Here is an 11,815-nt window from a genome sequence, read left to right as displayed (position 1 = left end):
TATCAGAGTCAGTCCCGCTCGCTTTCCAGGTTCTTCGCTTTCGCGTTTTCCCTTTCCGGCGATTCCGACTCTATCAGTGCTTTTCCGTCTCCCTGACCACTCTCCGTTTTGCCGAATAGGCATACGAAAAGACGTCGGGTTCAAGATCAGAACTTAAGAGGAGGAGTCCCGTCCATCGGCAGTTCGCGAGATGTTCACGCGGCGCGTCCTGGCGGGAGTCACGACAGTACAGGCCTCCCGGTGCCCAAGCAAATCGATTCAGGCGTATGGTCTAGTCCACTAGCCTGTCGCGGAAGCTCGTCACGGCCCTCGTACAAGAGGTGCACTTCGGGCGGAACCGGGACATCTGATGACTTACCCTTCTGAAAGTATGCCGTCCAGGACAGGTTGTGACGGTGACACGAAGAAGCCCACCCCCTGGGAGGCCCCCATGACCAGCGTGACGTCCCCACTCGCCGGGCGCGCGATCGGACTCGCGGCAGTGCCCGATCCGGTCTTCTCCGGCGCGATGGTGGGACCGGGTACCGCCATCGACCCCGTGCGTGAGCCCTCGGAGGCGGTGTCCCCCGTCGACGGTGTGGTCGTCTCCCTTCACCCGCACGCGTACGTGGTCGTCGACAGCGAAGGTCACGGCGTGCTCACGCACCTTGGCATCGACACCGTTCAGCTCAACGGCCAGGGCTTCGAGCTGCTCGTCAACAAGGGCGACACCGTGACCCGCGGTCAGGCCGTCGTCCGCTGGAACCCGCAGGCCGTCGAAGAAGCGGGCAAGTCGCCGATCTGCCCCATCGTGGCGCTGGAGGCCACCGCGGAGTCCCTCTCCGATGTCGTCGAGTCCGGGGACGTGAAGGCCGAAGAGGTCCTCTTCAGCTGGAAGTGACTTTGTCCGCCCGCACGGGCTGGTCGGACATCCATCGCGGCGGCTGGGCTCGCCGCTCTATCGGAGACGGGTGAAATGGAGACAACGCTGCGAGGCGTCGGCGTGAGCCACGGGGTGGCGATCGGCGAGGTGCGGCACATGGGTACGGCGGTTCTCGAACCGCCGGCCAAGCGGATCGCCGCAGAGGAGGCGGAGCGCGAACAGGGGCGCGCCCGTCAGGCCGTGAGCGCTGTCGCGGCAGACCTGATCGCGCGCGGCCAGCTGGCCGGTGGCGAGGCCCAGCACGTGCTTGAGGCTCAGGCCATGATCGCGGAGGACCCCGAGCTCATGGCGGACGTCGACCGCCGGATCGCGGTCGGCAGCACCGCCGAGCGCGGTGTGTACGACGCGTTCGCCGCGTACCGCGAGCTGCTCGCGGGGGCCGGCGAGTACATGGCCGGCCGGGTGGCCGACCTGGACGACGTACGCAACCGCATCGTGGCACGCCTGCTGGGCGTCCCGATGCCGGGTGTGCCGGACAGCGACGAGCCGTACGTACTGATCGCGCGGGACCTCGCCCCCGCCGACACGGCTCTGCTGGACCCGGCGCTGGTCCTCGGCTTCGTTACCGAGGAGGGCGGCCCGACCAGCCACAGCGCGATCCTCGCGCGGGCGCTGGGCGTGCCGGCCATCGTGGCGCTGCCGGGTGCCGGTGAGATCGCCGAGGGCACCGTCATCGCCGTGGACGGCAGCACGGGTGACCTGTTCGTGGACCCGTCTCCGGAGAAGAAGGCGGAGCTCGCGGCCGCGGCCGCCGCGCGCAAGGCCGCTCTCGCCGCGTCGTCCGGTCCGGGTGCCACGTCCGACGGGCACAAGATGCCGCTGCTGGCGAACGTCGGCGGCCCGGCGGACGTGCCGGCGGCCGTCGAGGCCGGGGCCGAGGGTGTGGGCCTGTTCCGCACCGAGTTCCTGTTCCTGGACGACAGCAAGAAGGCTCCGTCCGAGGAGAAGCAGATCGAGTCGTACCGCAAGGTGCTCGAGGCCTTCCCCGAGGGCCGGGTCGTCGTACGTGTGCTGGACGCGGGCGCGGACAAGCCGCTGGACTTCCTGACGCCGGCCGACGAGCCGAACCCCGCTCTGGGGGTACGCGGTCTGCGTTCGCTGCTGGAGCACCCGGACGTGCTGCGCACGCAGCTGACCGCGCTGGCGAAGGCGGCCGAGGGGTTGCCGGTCTACCTCGAGGTCATGGCTCCGATGGTGGCCGACCGGATCGACGCCAGGGCGTTCGCGGACGCGTGCCGCGCGGCCGGTCTGCAGGCGAAGTTCGGCGCGATGGTGGAGATCCCCTCCGCCGCGCTCCGGGCGCGTTCGATCCTCCAGGAGGTCGAGTTCCTGTCGCTGGGCACCAATGACCTGGCGCAGTACGCCTTCGCCGCCGACCGGCAGGTCGGCGCGGTGTCGCGGCTGCAGGACCCGTGGCAGCCGGCGCTGCTCGACCTGATCGCCATGTCGGCGGAAGCCGCCAAGGCGGAGGGCAAGAGCTGCGGTGTGTGTGGCGAGGCGGCTTCCGACCCGCTGCTGGCCTGTGTGCTGACCGGTCTGGGTGTCACCTCTCTGTCGATGGGTGCCGCGTCCATTCCTTATGTGCGGGCGACGCTCGCCAAGCACACCCTCGCGCAGTGCGAGCGCGCGGCGGCCGCCGCGCGCGCCGCGGACAGCGCCGAGGAGGCCCGGGTGGCCGCGCAGGCAGTGCTGTCCGGCGAGTAGCCGGGCGGCGTCTGTCGATCGAGGGGCCTTCGCCGGTGGCGAGGGCCCCTCGGTCGTTTCCGGTTGCCGGGGGTCCTCGGCTCAGTGGTGGGGGTGCGGCTCGTCCACCTCGTAGCCGGGGCAGTACTCGACGCCAGGTTCGGGGGCGATGGGGTCTCCGGTGTCGGCGTCCGTGCAGTAGGCGTTGAACACGGATGCCGCGGAGAGCGGGACGAGGCGGCCGCGGTCCAGGCGCCAGCCGTGCACCCTGTCCCGGAAGCCCTCGGTAGTGCTGCGGAGCACCAGGCCTCCGGGGCCGCCGAGGGCGATGCCCGCGGCGAGGACCGTCACGAAGTCGAGGCCGTCGCGGCCCTCGACGCGCGGTGGTGCGTCCGGGTCGCCGGTGGCGTCGGCGTGGAGCACGGCGACGAGTTGGTCCTCCTCGGTCGGGACGCTGCAGACCAGGTGGTGGTGGCCGGGGCCGGCTCCCTCGACCAGGCGTTTGAGTGCGTCGGCCGCGCGCTCGAAGGAGGCGCGGCCGATGTCCTCCCCGCAGTCCGCGCAGCTGCCGACCTCGGCCAGGAGCGTGGTGGCGTACTCCCAGGTGGCCTGGCGAACGGCTTCGTCGACGAGGAGCGGGAGCAGTTCCCCGATCGGCTGGCCGGTGTAGGGCAGCGCCCCGCCGCAGCCGGCGAGCTCGGCCGTGAAGCGGGTGCGTGTCTCGGCGGTGTCCGGGTCGAGGCCGTGTTCCTCGCAGAACACGGCGTACTCCTCGGGGTCGAAGAGGGCGACGGTGGTGTGGATGCCCTGGGCCGCGAGGGAACGGAGCAGTCCGTCCACGTGGCGGAGGTAGTCGGGGTACTCGGCGTGGTGGTCGAAGGTGAAGCTGCGGTAGCCGCACATGGCCGCGAAGTCCTCCGCGTCGGCCAGGAGGCCGACCGTGCTCGGGACTTCGCGGCGCAGGGTGCGGCGGCGCCGGCTGGTGCTACTGGCTGCGGTCTTGTGTGTGGCTCGGTGCGTGGCCTGCGGCGTGGTCTTGTCCGTCGGTGGCATGGCTCCCCCTGAGTGATGCACTTACTTGCTCACTCAGAGTAGCCATGACCACTGACAGTGACCTTCAGCCCTGGGTGCCGGTGCCCGCGCCCGTGCGGGTGCGGGCCAGCTCCTCGTAGAAGGGGAGCAGCTCCAGGTTGTCGACCGAGCCGGGGTTGACGGCCTTGGCCATGGGGGTGCCCTGGAGGAGGCGCTTGACCGGAACCTCGATCCGCTTGCCGGTGAGGGTGTGCGGAATGCCCGGGACCTCGATGATCTCGTCGGGGACGTGGCGCGGGGAGAGCTGCTCGCGGATGGTCGCCTTGATGCGGGCGCGGAGGCCCTCGTCGAGGGTGGCGCCGGGGGCGAGGTGCACGAAGAGTGGCATCCAGTAGCCGCCGTTCGGCTCCTCCAGGCCGATGACCAGGGATTCCTTGATCTCGGGGAGCCGCTCGACGGCCTCGTAGATGTCGGCGGAGCCCATCCGGACGCCCTGTCGGTTCAGGGTCGAGTCGGAGCGGCCGTGGATGATCACCGAGCCGTGGTCGGTGAGGGTGATCCAGTCCCCGTGCCTCCAGACGCCGGGGAACATCTCGAAGTAGCTGTCGCGGTAGCGGCTGCCGTCGGGGTCGTTCCAGAAGTGGATCGGCATGGACGGCATGGGGTTGGTGACGACGAGTTCGCCGACCTCGCCGACGACCGGCTTGCCCGACGGGTCCCAGGCCTGGAGGTCGGTACCGAGGCAAGGGGCCTGGAGCTCGCCGATGTGGACCGGGAGGGTGGGGACGGCGCCGGCGAAGCAGCTGCAGACGTCGGTGCCGCCGCTGACGGAGGCGATCCAGAGGTCCTCGGCCACCTCGTCGTGCAGCCAGCGGAAGCCGTCGGGCGGGAGCGGTGAGCCGGTGGTCGCGACGCACTTCACGGCGGAGAGGTCGAAGTCCCGGCCCGGGTGGACCTCGGCCTTGCGGCAGGCCATGACGTAGGCGGCGGAGGTGCCGTAGAGGGTGGCTCCGGTCCGCTCGGCGATGCGCCACTGGGCGCCGGTGTCGGGGTAGCCGGGGCTGCCGTCGTAGAGGACGACCGTGGTGCCGGTGAGCAGGCCGGAGACGAGGAAGTTCCACATCATCCAGCCGGTGGAGGTGTACCAGAAGAACCGGTCCTCGGGGCCGAGGTCGCAGTGCAGGCCGAGCTGCTTGAGGTGTTCGAGGAGGATGCCGCCCTGGGACTGGACGATGGCCTTGGGGAGGCCGGTCGTGCCGGAGGAGTAGAGGACCCAGAGGGGGTGGTCGAAGGGAACCGCCTCGAAGACGGGTTCGGCGTCGCCCGAGGTCACGTCCGCCCAGGTCAGGGCGGATTCGGGGGCCTCCGTGCCCAGCAGCGGGATGTGGACGACGGCGCGCAGCGAGGGGAGCTCGGCGCGCAGCTCGGCGACGGTCTCGCGGCGGTCGTGCTCCTTGCCGCCGTAGCGGTAGCCGTCGACGGTGAACAGGACGACCGGCTCGACCTGCTGGAAGCGGTCGAGGACGCTGCGGGCGCCGAAGTCGGGGGCGCAGGAGGTCCAGACCGCGCCGACCGCGGCGGTGGCGAGGAGGGCGGTGACGGCCTCGGGGATGTTGGGGAGGTAGCCGCTGACCCGGTCGCCCGGGCGTACGCCGAGGGCGCGCAGCTCGGCGGCGAGCGCGCCGACCTGGCGGCGGAGCTCGCCCCAGGTGACGGGGACGGGCTCGTGGGTCTCGTCCACGGCGAGGAGGGCGGCGTCGTCGGCGCGGGCGGGGTCCTCGGCGGCGCGCAGGGCGTGCTCGGCGTAGTTGAGGGTGGCTCCCGTGAACCAGCGGGCGCCCGGCATGGTGCGCTCGGCGAGGACGGACTCGTACGGGGTGGTGAAGCGGACGTCGAACCACTCGGCGACGGCCTGCCAGAAGGTGTCCAGTTCGTCGACGGACCAGCTGTGCAGGGCCGGGTAGCCGCCGTCCGCGGGGGCGTCGAAGCGTTCGGCGGCCCAGGTCTGGAAGGCCGTGATCCGGGCCTGGGCGATCCGCTCGGGGCTGGGGGACCAGAGGGCTTCCGGCGTGCTGGCTGAGGTCATGGGTCGGCTCCCGGTCAAGTCTGCGGCTCGCGCTTCGTGTGCGTACGGTGCCACCACGCTGCGGGTGTGTGCGCGGCGGCTCACAGGGACCATGCCACGTGATCGAGATCCGCACCAGAGCTGTCATGGGCGGGCGGGCGTGATCCATTTATCGGTGAACGGAAGTTGAACGCGGCCCGCTCGGCGGGGGCCCGGTGGCAGGGTGAGCGGCATGGACGGTCGTGATCTGGTGCGTGCGGTGACGGAGCTCGGTACGGCGCAGGGGCGGCGCGCGTGGCGCTCGGCCTGGCGCCATCGGCGGGCGGACGCGGTGGGGCTCCCGCGCCGGGGCCCGGAGCGGGCGCGGGTGCCGGGACTACTGACCGGTACGGAGCCGCGCCCGGGCGGGGGTGTGCTGCGGTTCGCCCGCTCCGAGCTGCTGGTACGGGTCACGGCGGGCGGCGCGGTGTTCTGGAGCTGGGACGGGGCGGAGCCGACGCCCTCGTACGCCGTGGCGGGCGGCGGACCGGAGCCCGATCCGCGCGCGGTGCTGGAGGCGGACACCGGGGGCGGCTGGCGGGTGGTGTCGGAGCGGGTGACGGTGGCGGTGTCCCGGCACGGGGCGGTGGAGGTGCGGACTCCGGGCGGGACGGTGCTGCGCCGGGAGCTGCCGCCGCGCTGGTGGGAACCGGTGGACGGGGACCCGGACCCGGGCGGCGCCCGGTGGCTGACGCGGGCCGAGGTTCCGGCGGACGCCCGGTTCTTCGGGCTGGGCGGGCGGGCGGCGGGGCCGCGGCTGCGGGACGGGGCGTACCGGCTGTGGAACACGGACCCCAAGGGCGGGTTCGGGCCGGGTGACGATCCGCTGTACATCACGATGCCGGTGCAGATGGTGGTCGCGGACGCGGGGACCCATCTGGTGTTCCACGACAACACGTGGGACGGGCGGGTGGTGCTGCGCGAGGGCGAGGAGGGCGCCGGCTCGGGTCCGGACCGGCCGGGGACGAGTGAACTCCGCTTGGAGGGCGGCCCCTTGCGGTGCTGGGTGCTGGTGGGGACGCCGGCGCGCGTGCTGCGGGGCTGGTCGGGGCTGACGGGCGCGGCCGCCGTGCCGCCGGAGTGGGCGCTGGGCTACCAGCACGCGCGGTGGGGGTTCGGGAGCGCGGCGGAGGTCCGCCGGGTGGTGTCCGGGTACGCGGAGCGCGGGCTCCCGCTGGCGGCCGTACACCTGGACATCGACCACTACGACGCGCACCGGGTGTTCACGGTGGACGAGGACCGGTTCCCGGATCTTCCGGGCCTGGCGGAGGAGTTGCGGTGCCAGGGGGTGCGTCTCGTCTCGATCGTGGACCCGGCGGTGAGGGCGGGCGACCCGGTGCACGCGTCGGGGCTGGAGGTCGGCCCGCGGGGGGCGTTCGTACGGGACGCGCGGGGGCAGGAGGTCAGGGGTGAGGTGTGGCCCGGTGAGTGCGCGTATCCGGACTTCACGGATCCGGCGGTACGGGAGTGGTGGGGCGGTCTGTACGGGGAGCGGCTCGCGCGGGGGTTCTCCGGGGTGTGGCACGACATGAACGAGCCGGTGTCCTTCGCCCCGTTCGGGGATCCGACGCTGCCCCGTTCGGCGCGGCACGACCTCGACGGGGCCGGCGGGGACCACCGGGCCGCGCACAACGTGTACGCGCTCGGGATGGCGCGGGCGGGCTGGGAGGGGCTGGTCCGGCTGCGGCCCGCCGAGCGGCCGTTCCTGTTCTCGCGGTCGGGGTGGGCGGGGATGCAGAGGTACGGGGGCACCTGGTCGGGGGATGTCCGGACGGGCTGGGAGGGGCTGCGGGCGTCGCTCGCGCTGGTGTTGGGGCTCGGCCTGTGCGGGGTGCCGTACTCGGGGCCGGACGTCGGGGGCTTCGGCGGGTCTCCGTCGCCGGAGCTGTATCTGCGGTGGCTCCAGCTGGGGTCGTACCTGCCGCTGTTCCGGACCCACTCGGCGATCTGGGCGGGGCGGCGGGAGCCGTGGGAGTTCGGCCCGGAGGTGGAGGGGCACGCGCGGGCGGTGCTGGCGGAGCGGGAGCGGCTGCGGCCGTATTTCGTGACGCTGGCGCATCTGGCGCGGCGGACCGGGGCCCCGTACGTGCGGCCGCTGTGGTGGGGCGCGCCGGAGGACCGGGGGCTGCGGGACTGCGAGGACGCGTTCCTCCTGGGGGACGCCTTGCTGGTGGCGCCGGTGCTGGAGTGCGGGGCGGACCGGCGGGCGATCCGGCTGCCGCGGGGGCGGTGGTACGACACCGTGACGGAGGCGGTGTACGAGGGGCCGGGGCAGGTGCTGCTGGACGCGCCGCAGGGGCGGATCCCGGTGCTGGCGCGGGCGGGGTCGGTACTGCCGGTGCGGTGCCGGGACGGCGCGGTGGACTTGGAGGTGTGGGCCCCGGCGCGGGGGCGCACGGGCGGCGGGCTGGTGATCCGGGACCCGGGGCCGGGGTTCGAGGCGGGTGAGGTCGAGCGGTACACCGTGCGGTGGGCGGGGGACGCCGTGGTGGTGGAGACGGAGTCGGGCGACCCGGTGGAGGGCGTGTCGGTCCGGGGCCTCTGACGGTGGCCCTGGCCGGGCGTTCTACGGCGGCCCCGGCCGGGGCATGGCAGGGGCCTTTGCAGTCGGGCCCATTGCCCGGGGCTTCGCCCACGGCCATTCCGCCAGTGTCTGGCGGGGCATTCGCCGGCCGGTGGCCCCGGACGGGGTCAAGCCCGGACTGCTGTCACCGGCCCTCCCCGGCTGCCCTGCCGGGTGCGGGTGCGGTCGGGCTCAGGTCGCGTACTGCCCCGCGAACCACGTCGCCGCGGCCCGGGTGTGGAGCGGGAACGCCAGTTCCGCCGGGCTGCGCAGGATGTGCCAGCCCGTCGTCTCGTCCGTGGCGGCCGACGGCGGGAGGGCGGCGGCCGGGCGCGGCGGCAGGAGGCCGAAGAGCAGCAGGTGGCCGGCCGGGGAGCTCATGGCGTCGGCGAGGGTGACCTCGGCGGCCGGTGCCTCGATTCCGGTCTCCTCGCGCAGCTCGCGGACCACGGCCTCGCGCCAGTCCTCGTCGAAGTCGATGAATCCGCCGGGCAGGGCGATGCCGCCGAGGGCCGGTTCGATGGTGCGGGTGATGACCACGAGGCCGGTGCCGTCCGCGTCCTGGACGGGGAGCAGGGCGACGGCCACCGGGAGCGGGTTGCGGTAGGCGGTGGCGCCGCACGCGGAGCAGGTGCGGGGCCAGGCGGACGTGTCGAACAGTGTTCCGCAGGTGGTGCAGTGCGAGTCCCTCAGCTGTGCCGGCATCCCGCGATGGTAAGCCAAGGGGTATGAGGATGCTGGCTGTTGTGACCCTGTTGACGGGGCTCGCCGGTGGGTCGGCGGCGCCCGGTTTCGTGGCCCTGGCGGAGGTGGATCCCAGCATCGGGCAGGACATGCGGTACGCGGGCGTTCACAATTTCACCGGCGGGGTCGTGGACGGCTACGAGGAGCCGGTCTGCCTGCTGGCCCGGCCCGCCGCCGAGGCGTTGCGGCGGGCGCAGCGGGAGGTGCTCCGGAGCGGGTACTCCCTGAAGGTGTACGACTGCTACCGGCCGCGGCGCGCGGTGGAGCGTTTCGTACGGTGGGCCCGCGACGAGGCCGATCAGTCGACGAAGGCGGAGTTCTATCCGGGGGTGGAGAAGAACCGGCTGATCCCCGAGGGGTACATCGCCGAGACGTCCGGGCACAGCCGCGGCAGCACCCTCGACGTGACGCTCGTACGGCTGCCGGGGCGGCGGGAGGCCGACATGGGGACCCCGTTCGACTTCTTCGATCCTCTGTCGCACACGGACGACCCGCGGGTCGGTGAGGCGGCGGGACGCAACCGGCGGTGGCTGAAGGAGGTGCTGGGGCGGCAGGGGTTCGTGAACCTCCCCGAGGAATGGTGGCACTTCACCCACCGGCCCGAGGCGTTCCCCGACCGCTCCTTCGACTTCCCGGTCTCTGTCGGGGCCGTCCGCCCCTGAGTAGCCTGCCCGGCATGACTTTCCGTTCGTACGAGGAATTCTGGCCGTACTACGTCGCCATGCACTCCCGCTCCGCCACCCGCTGGGTCCACCTCACGGGCACGCTGACCGGGCTCGCCGTGACCGCCTACGGGCTGGCGCGCGGCCGCAGGCGCTACCTCGCCGCCCTGCCCCTCATCGGGTACGGGACCGCTTGGCCCGCGCACTTCCTGATCGAGGGGAACAACCCCGCCACCTTCGGACATCCGGGGTGGTCGCTGCGCGGGGACGCGCGGATGATCCGGATGATGCTGGCCGGGCGGGACGCGGAGCTGGCCGAGATCGCGCAGAAGTGGCTCGCCGAGAACCGGTGACCCGCGAGGCCTCCCGTGGCAGACTTCTGACGGTTCGTCAGGTCAGCCAGGTCGCCTTGGTTCGCGCTGCCTTCGGGAGGGGTCTTGGAACGCACACGTACCCGTACACGCACACCCGTCGTGGACGGGTGGTTCACCGATACCGGCGCGGAGGGCGGATTCCGGCTGCTCGGCACCCGTTGCTCGGCCTGCGCCGCGGTGTTCTTCCCGCGCGAGGACGCGTACTGCCGCAATCCGCGCTGTGCCGGCGACGGCGAGCTCGCCGAGGTTCCGCTGTCGCCGCGCGGGCGGGTCTGGTCGTTCACCGACGGGCGCTACCGGCCGCCTGCCCCGTACGTGTCCGATCCCGGCGCGCCCTGGGAGCCGTACACCTTGGTCGCGGTGGAGCTGGAGGCCGAGGGGATGGTGGTGCTCGGGCAGGCCGCGCCCGGGGTGGGCGTCGTCGATCTGGCGGTCGGGATGGAGGTCGAGGTGGTGGCCGGTGTGCTGGACGAGACCGCCGAGACGACCTGGACCACCTGGCGGTTCCGCCCCGTGGCCGGCGGGGAGGTGCGGCCGTGACCGCCGACGTCGCCGTGCTCGGAGCCGGAATGCACCCCTGGGGGAAGTGGGGCCGCGGCTTCGTGACCTACGGGCGGGCCGCCGCCCGGGCCGCGCTCGCCGACGCCGGACTCGACTGGACCGACGTCGGATCCATCGTCGGCGCCGACACCGTGCGCTCGGGCTACCCCGGCTACGTCGCCGGCGCGACCTTCGCCCAGGCGCTCGGCTGGCAGGGCGCGCGGGTGACGAGCGTGTACGCGGCCTGCGCCTCGGGCGCCCAGGCCATCGGAGCGGCGCGGGCCCAGATCCTGGGCGGGCTGGCCGACGTCGTCCTGGTGGTGGGCGCGGACGCGGCGCCGAAGGGGTTCTTCGCCCCGGCGGGCGGGGACCGGCCCGACGATCCGGACTGGCTGCGGTTCCGTGTCCTGGGGGCGACCAACCCGGCGTACTTCGCGCTGTACGCCCGGCGGCGGATGGCCGTGTACGGGGACACCGTCGAGGACTTCGCCCGGGTGAAGGTGAAGAACGCGGCGGCCGGAGCGCTCAACCCGAACGCCCGCTACCGCAAGACGGTGACGGCGCGGGAGGTGGCGGCCTCGGCCGTCGTCGCCGACCCGCTCCGGCTGCTGGACATCTGCGCCACCTCCGACGGGGGCGCGGCGCTGGTGCTGGCCAGTATGGACTTCGCGCGCTCGCGCGGGATCACCGATCCCGTCCGGATCCGGGCGGTGTCCACCGTCACGCCGACCTATCCGCGGACGGTGCTGGACCTGCCGGACATCGCCACCGATTCGATGACGGCGGTGCGGCCGGCGCCGGGTTCCTTCCGGGCGTCGATCGCCCGCGCCGCCTACGAGGAGGCCGGTCTCGGTCCGGACGACCTGTCGCTCGCCGAGGTGTACGACCTGTCCACGGCGCTGGAGCTGGAGTGGTACGAGGACATCGGCCTCTGCGGTGAAGGCGAGGGTGCCAAGCTCGTACGGGAAGGGGCGACCGCGCTCGGCGGGCGGGTGCCGGTCAACACCAGCGGCGGGCTGGCCTCCTTCGGGGAGGCGGTGCCGGCGCAGGCCATCGCCCAGGTGTGCGAGCTGACCTGGCAGTTGCGCGGCACGGCCGCGGAGCGGCAGGTTCCGGGGGCGCGGGCCGGGATCACCGCGAACCAGGGGCTGTTCGGGCACGGATCGGCCGTCATCGCCGTCCGCTAGGGCC

At 72.9% G+C, this 11,815-nt stretch carries 10 protein-coding genes; 7 read left to right on the top strand and 3 right to left on the bottom strand.

Annotated elements, in window-relative coordinates; genetic code table 11:
* Positions 1-430: 430 nt before the first annotated feature.
* On the top strand, positions 431-880 hold the full coding sequence (locus MTF65_RS27565) for a PTS glucose transporter subunit IIA (protein WP_243631679.1): 450 nt from the start codon (positions 431-433) through the stop codon (positions 878-880).
* A gap of 75 nt (positions 881-955) precedes the next feature.
* Positions 956-2,626, top strand: coding sequence for a phosphoenolpyruvate--protein phosphotransferase (gene ptsP, locus MTF65_RS27560; RefSeq protein ID WP_243631678.1), 1,671 nt, complete (start codon positions 956-958; stop codon positions 2,624-2,626).
* A gap of 81 nt (positions 2,627-2,707) precedes the next feature.
* Here the strand turns inward: ptsP and MTF65_RS27555 are convergent, their stop codons facing one another.
* Together MTF65_RS27555 and MTF65_RS27550 are read right to left on the bottom strand one after the other, a co-directional pair.
* A complete protein-coding gene (locus tag MTF65_RS27555; RefSeq protein ID WP_243631677.1) occupies positions 2,708-3,658 on the bottom strand; it encodes a hypothetical protein in 951 nt (316 codons plus the stop codon).
* A gap of 64 nt (positions 3,659-3,722) precedes the next feature.
* Positions 3,723-5,723, bottom strand: a complete 2,001-nt coding sequence (locus MTF65_RS27550; RefSeq protein WP_243631676.1) for an acetoacetate--CoA ligase — start codon at positions 5,721-5,723, stop codon at positions 3,723-3,725.
* A 211-nt stretch (positions 5,724-5,934) separates the two neighbouring features.
* On the opposite strand from MTF65_RS27550, the gene MTF65_RS27545 reads away from it, so the two are divergent.
* Positions 5,935-8,286, top strand: coding sequence for a glycoside hydrolase family 31 protein (locus tag MTF65_RS27545; protein ID WP_243631675.1), 2,352 nt, complete (start codon positions 5,935-5,937; stop codon positions 8,284-8,286).
* A 210-nt stretch (positions 8,287-8,496) separates the two neighbouring features.
* Here the strand turns inward: MTF65_RS27545 and MTF65_RS27540 are convergent, their stop codons facing one another.
* Positions 8,497-9,009: an NUDIX domain-containing protein gene (locus tag MTF65_RS27540; protein ID WP_243631674.1), complete on the bottom strand. Its 513-nt coding sequence runs from the start codon at positions 9,007-9,009 to the stop codon at positions 8,497-8,499.
* Between the two features lie 29 nt (positions 9,010-9,038).
* Here MTF65_RS27540 and MTF65_RS27535 point away from each other — a divergent pair, with 29 nt between their 5' ends.
* From MTF65_RS27535 to MTF65_RS27520, 4 genes are all read left to right on the top strand, one after another.
* Positions 9,039-9,710 carry a M15 family metallopeptidase gene (locus MTF65_RS27535; RefSeq protein ID WP_243631673.1) on the top strand — a complete coding sequence of 224 codons (672 nt, stop codon included), beginning with the start codon at positions 9,039-9,041 and terminating at the stop codon, positions 9,708-9,710.
* Positions 9,711-9,724: 14 nt separating this feature from the next.
* Positions 9,725-10,063: an Mpo1-like protein gene (locus MTF65_RS27530; RefSeq protein WP_374207310.1), complete on the top strand. Its 339-nt coding sequence runs from the start codon at positions 9,725-9,727 to the stop codon at positions 10,061-10,063.
* Positions 10,064-10,147: 84 nt separating this feature from the next.
* A complete protein-coding gene (locus tag MTF65_RS27525) occupies positions 10,148-10,624 on the top strand; it encodes a Zn-ribbon domain-containing OB-fold protein (RefSeq protein WP_243631672.1) in 477 nt (158 codons plus the stop codon).
* A complete protein-coding gene (locus MTF65_RS27520; RefSeq protein ID WP_243631671.1) occupies positions 10,621-11,811 on the top strand; it encodes a lipid-transfer protein in 1,191 nt (396 codons plus the stop codon). Before MTF65_RS27525 ends, MTF65_RS27520 begins: the two co-directional genes overlap by 4 nt.
* Positions 11,812-11,815: the final 4 nt, after the last annotated feature.

Source organism: Streptomyces sp. APSN-46.1, from assembly GCF_022815725.1.
Classification (GTDB): Bacteria; Actinomycetota; Actinomycetes; order Streptomycetales; family Streptomycetaceae; genus Streptomyces.
Note: the sequence above shows the minus strand (reverse complement) of the source record. Positions and strands in the feature narration are given on the sequence as shown.

Coding starts and splice junctions, on each gene's coding strand:
- MTF65_RS27555 (WP_243631677.1), bottom strand. CDS start 3,658: ATGCCACCGACGGACAAGACCACGCCGCAGGCCACGCACCGAGCCACA.
- MTF65_RS27550 (WP_243631676.1), bottom strand. CDS start 5,723: ATGACCTCAGCCAGCACGCCGGAAGCCCTCTGGTCCCCCAGCCCCGAG.
- MTF65_RS27565 (WP_243631679.1), top strand. CDS start 431: ATGACCAGCGTGACGTCCCCACTCGCCGGGCGCGCGATCGGACTCGCG.
- ptsP (WP_243631678.1), top strand. CDS start 956: ATGGAGACAACGCTGCGAGGCGTCGGCGTGAGCCACGGGGTGGCGATC.
- MTF65_RS27530 (WP_374207310.1), top strand. CDS start 9,725: ATGACTTTCCGTTCGTACGAGGAATTCTGGCCGTACTACGTCGCCATG.
- MTF65_RS27540 (WP_243631674.1), bottom strand. CDS start 9,009: ATGCCGGCACAGCTGAGGGACTCGCACTGCACCACCTGCGGAACACTG.
- MTF65_RS27545 (WP_243631675.1), top strand. CDS start 5,935: ATGGACGGTCGTGATCTGGTGCGTGCGGTGACGGAGCTCGGTACGGCG.
- MTF65_RS27535 (WP_243631673.1), top strand. CDS start 9,039: ATGCTGGCTGTTGTGACCCTGTTGACGGGGCTCGCCGGTGGGTCGGCG.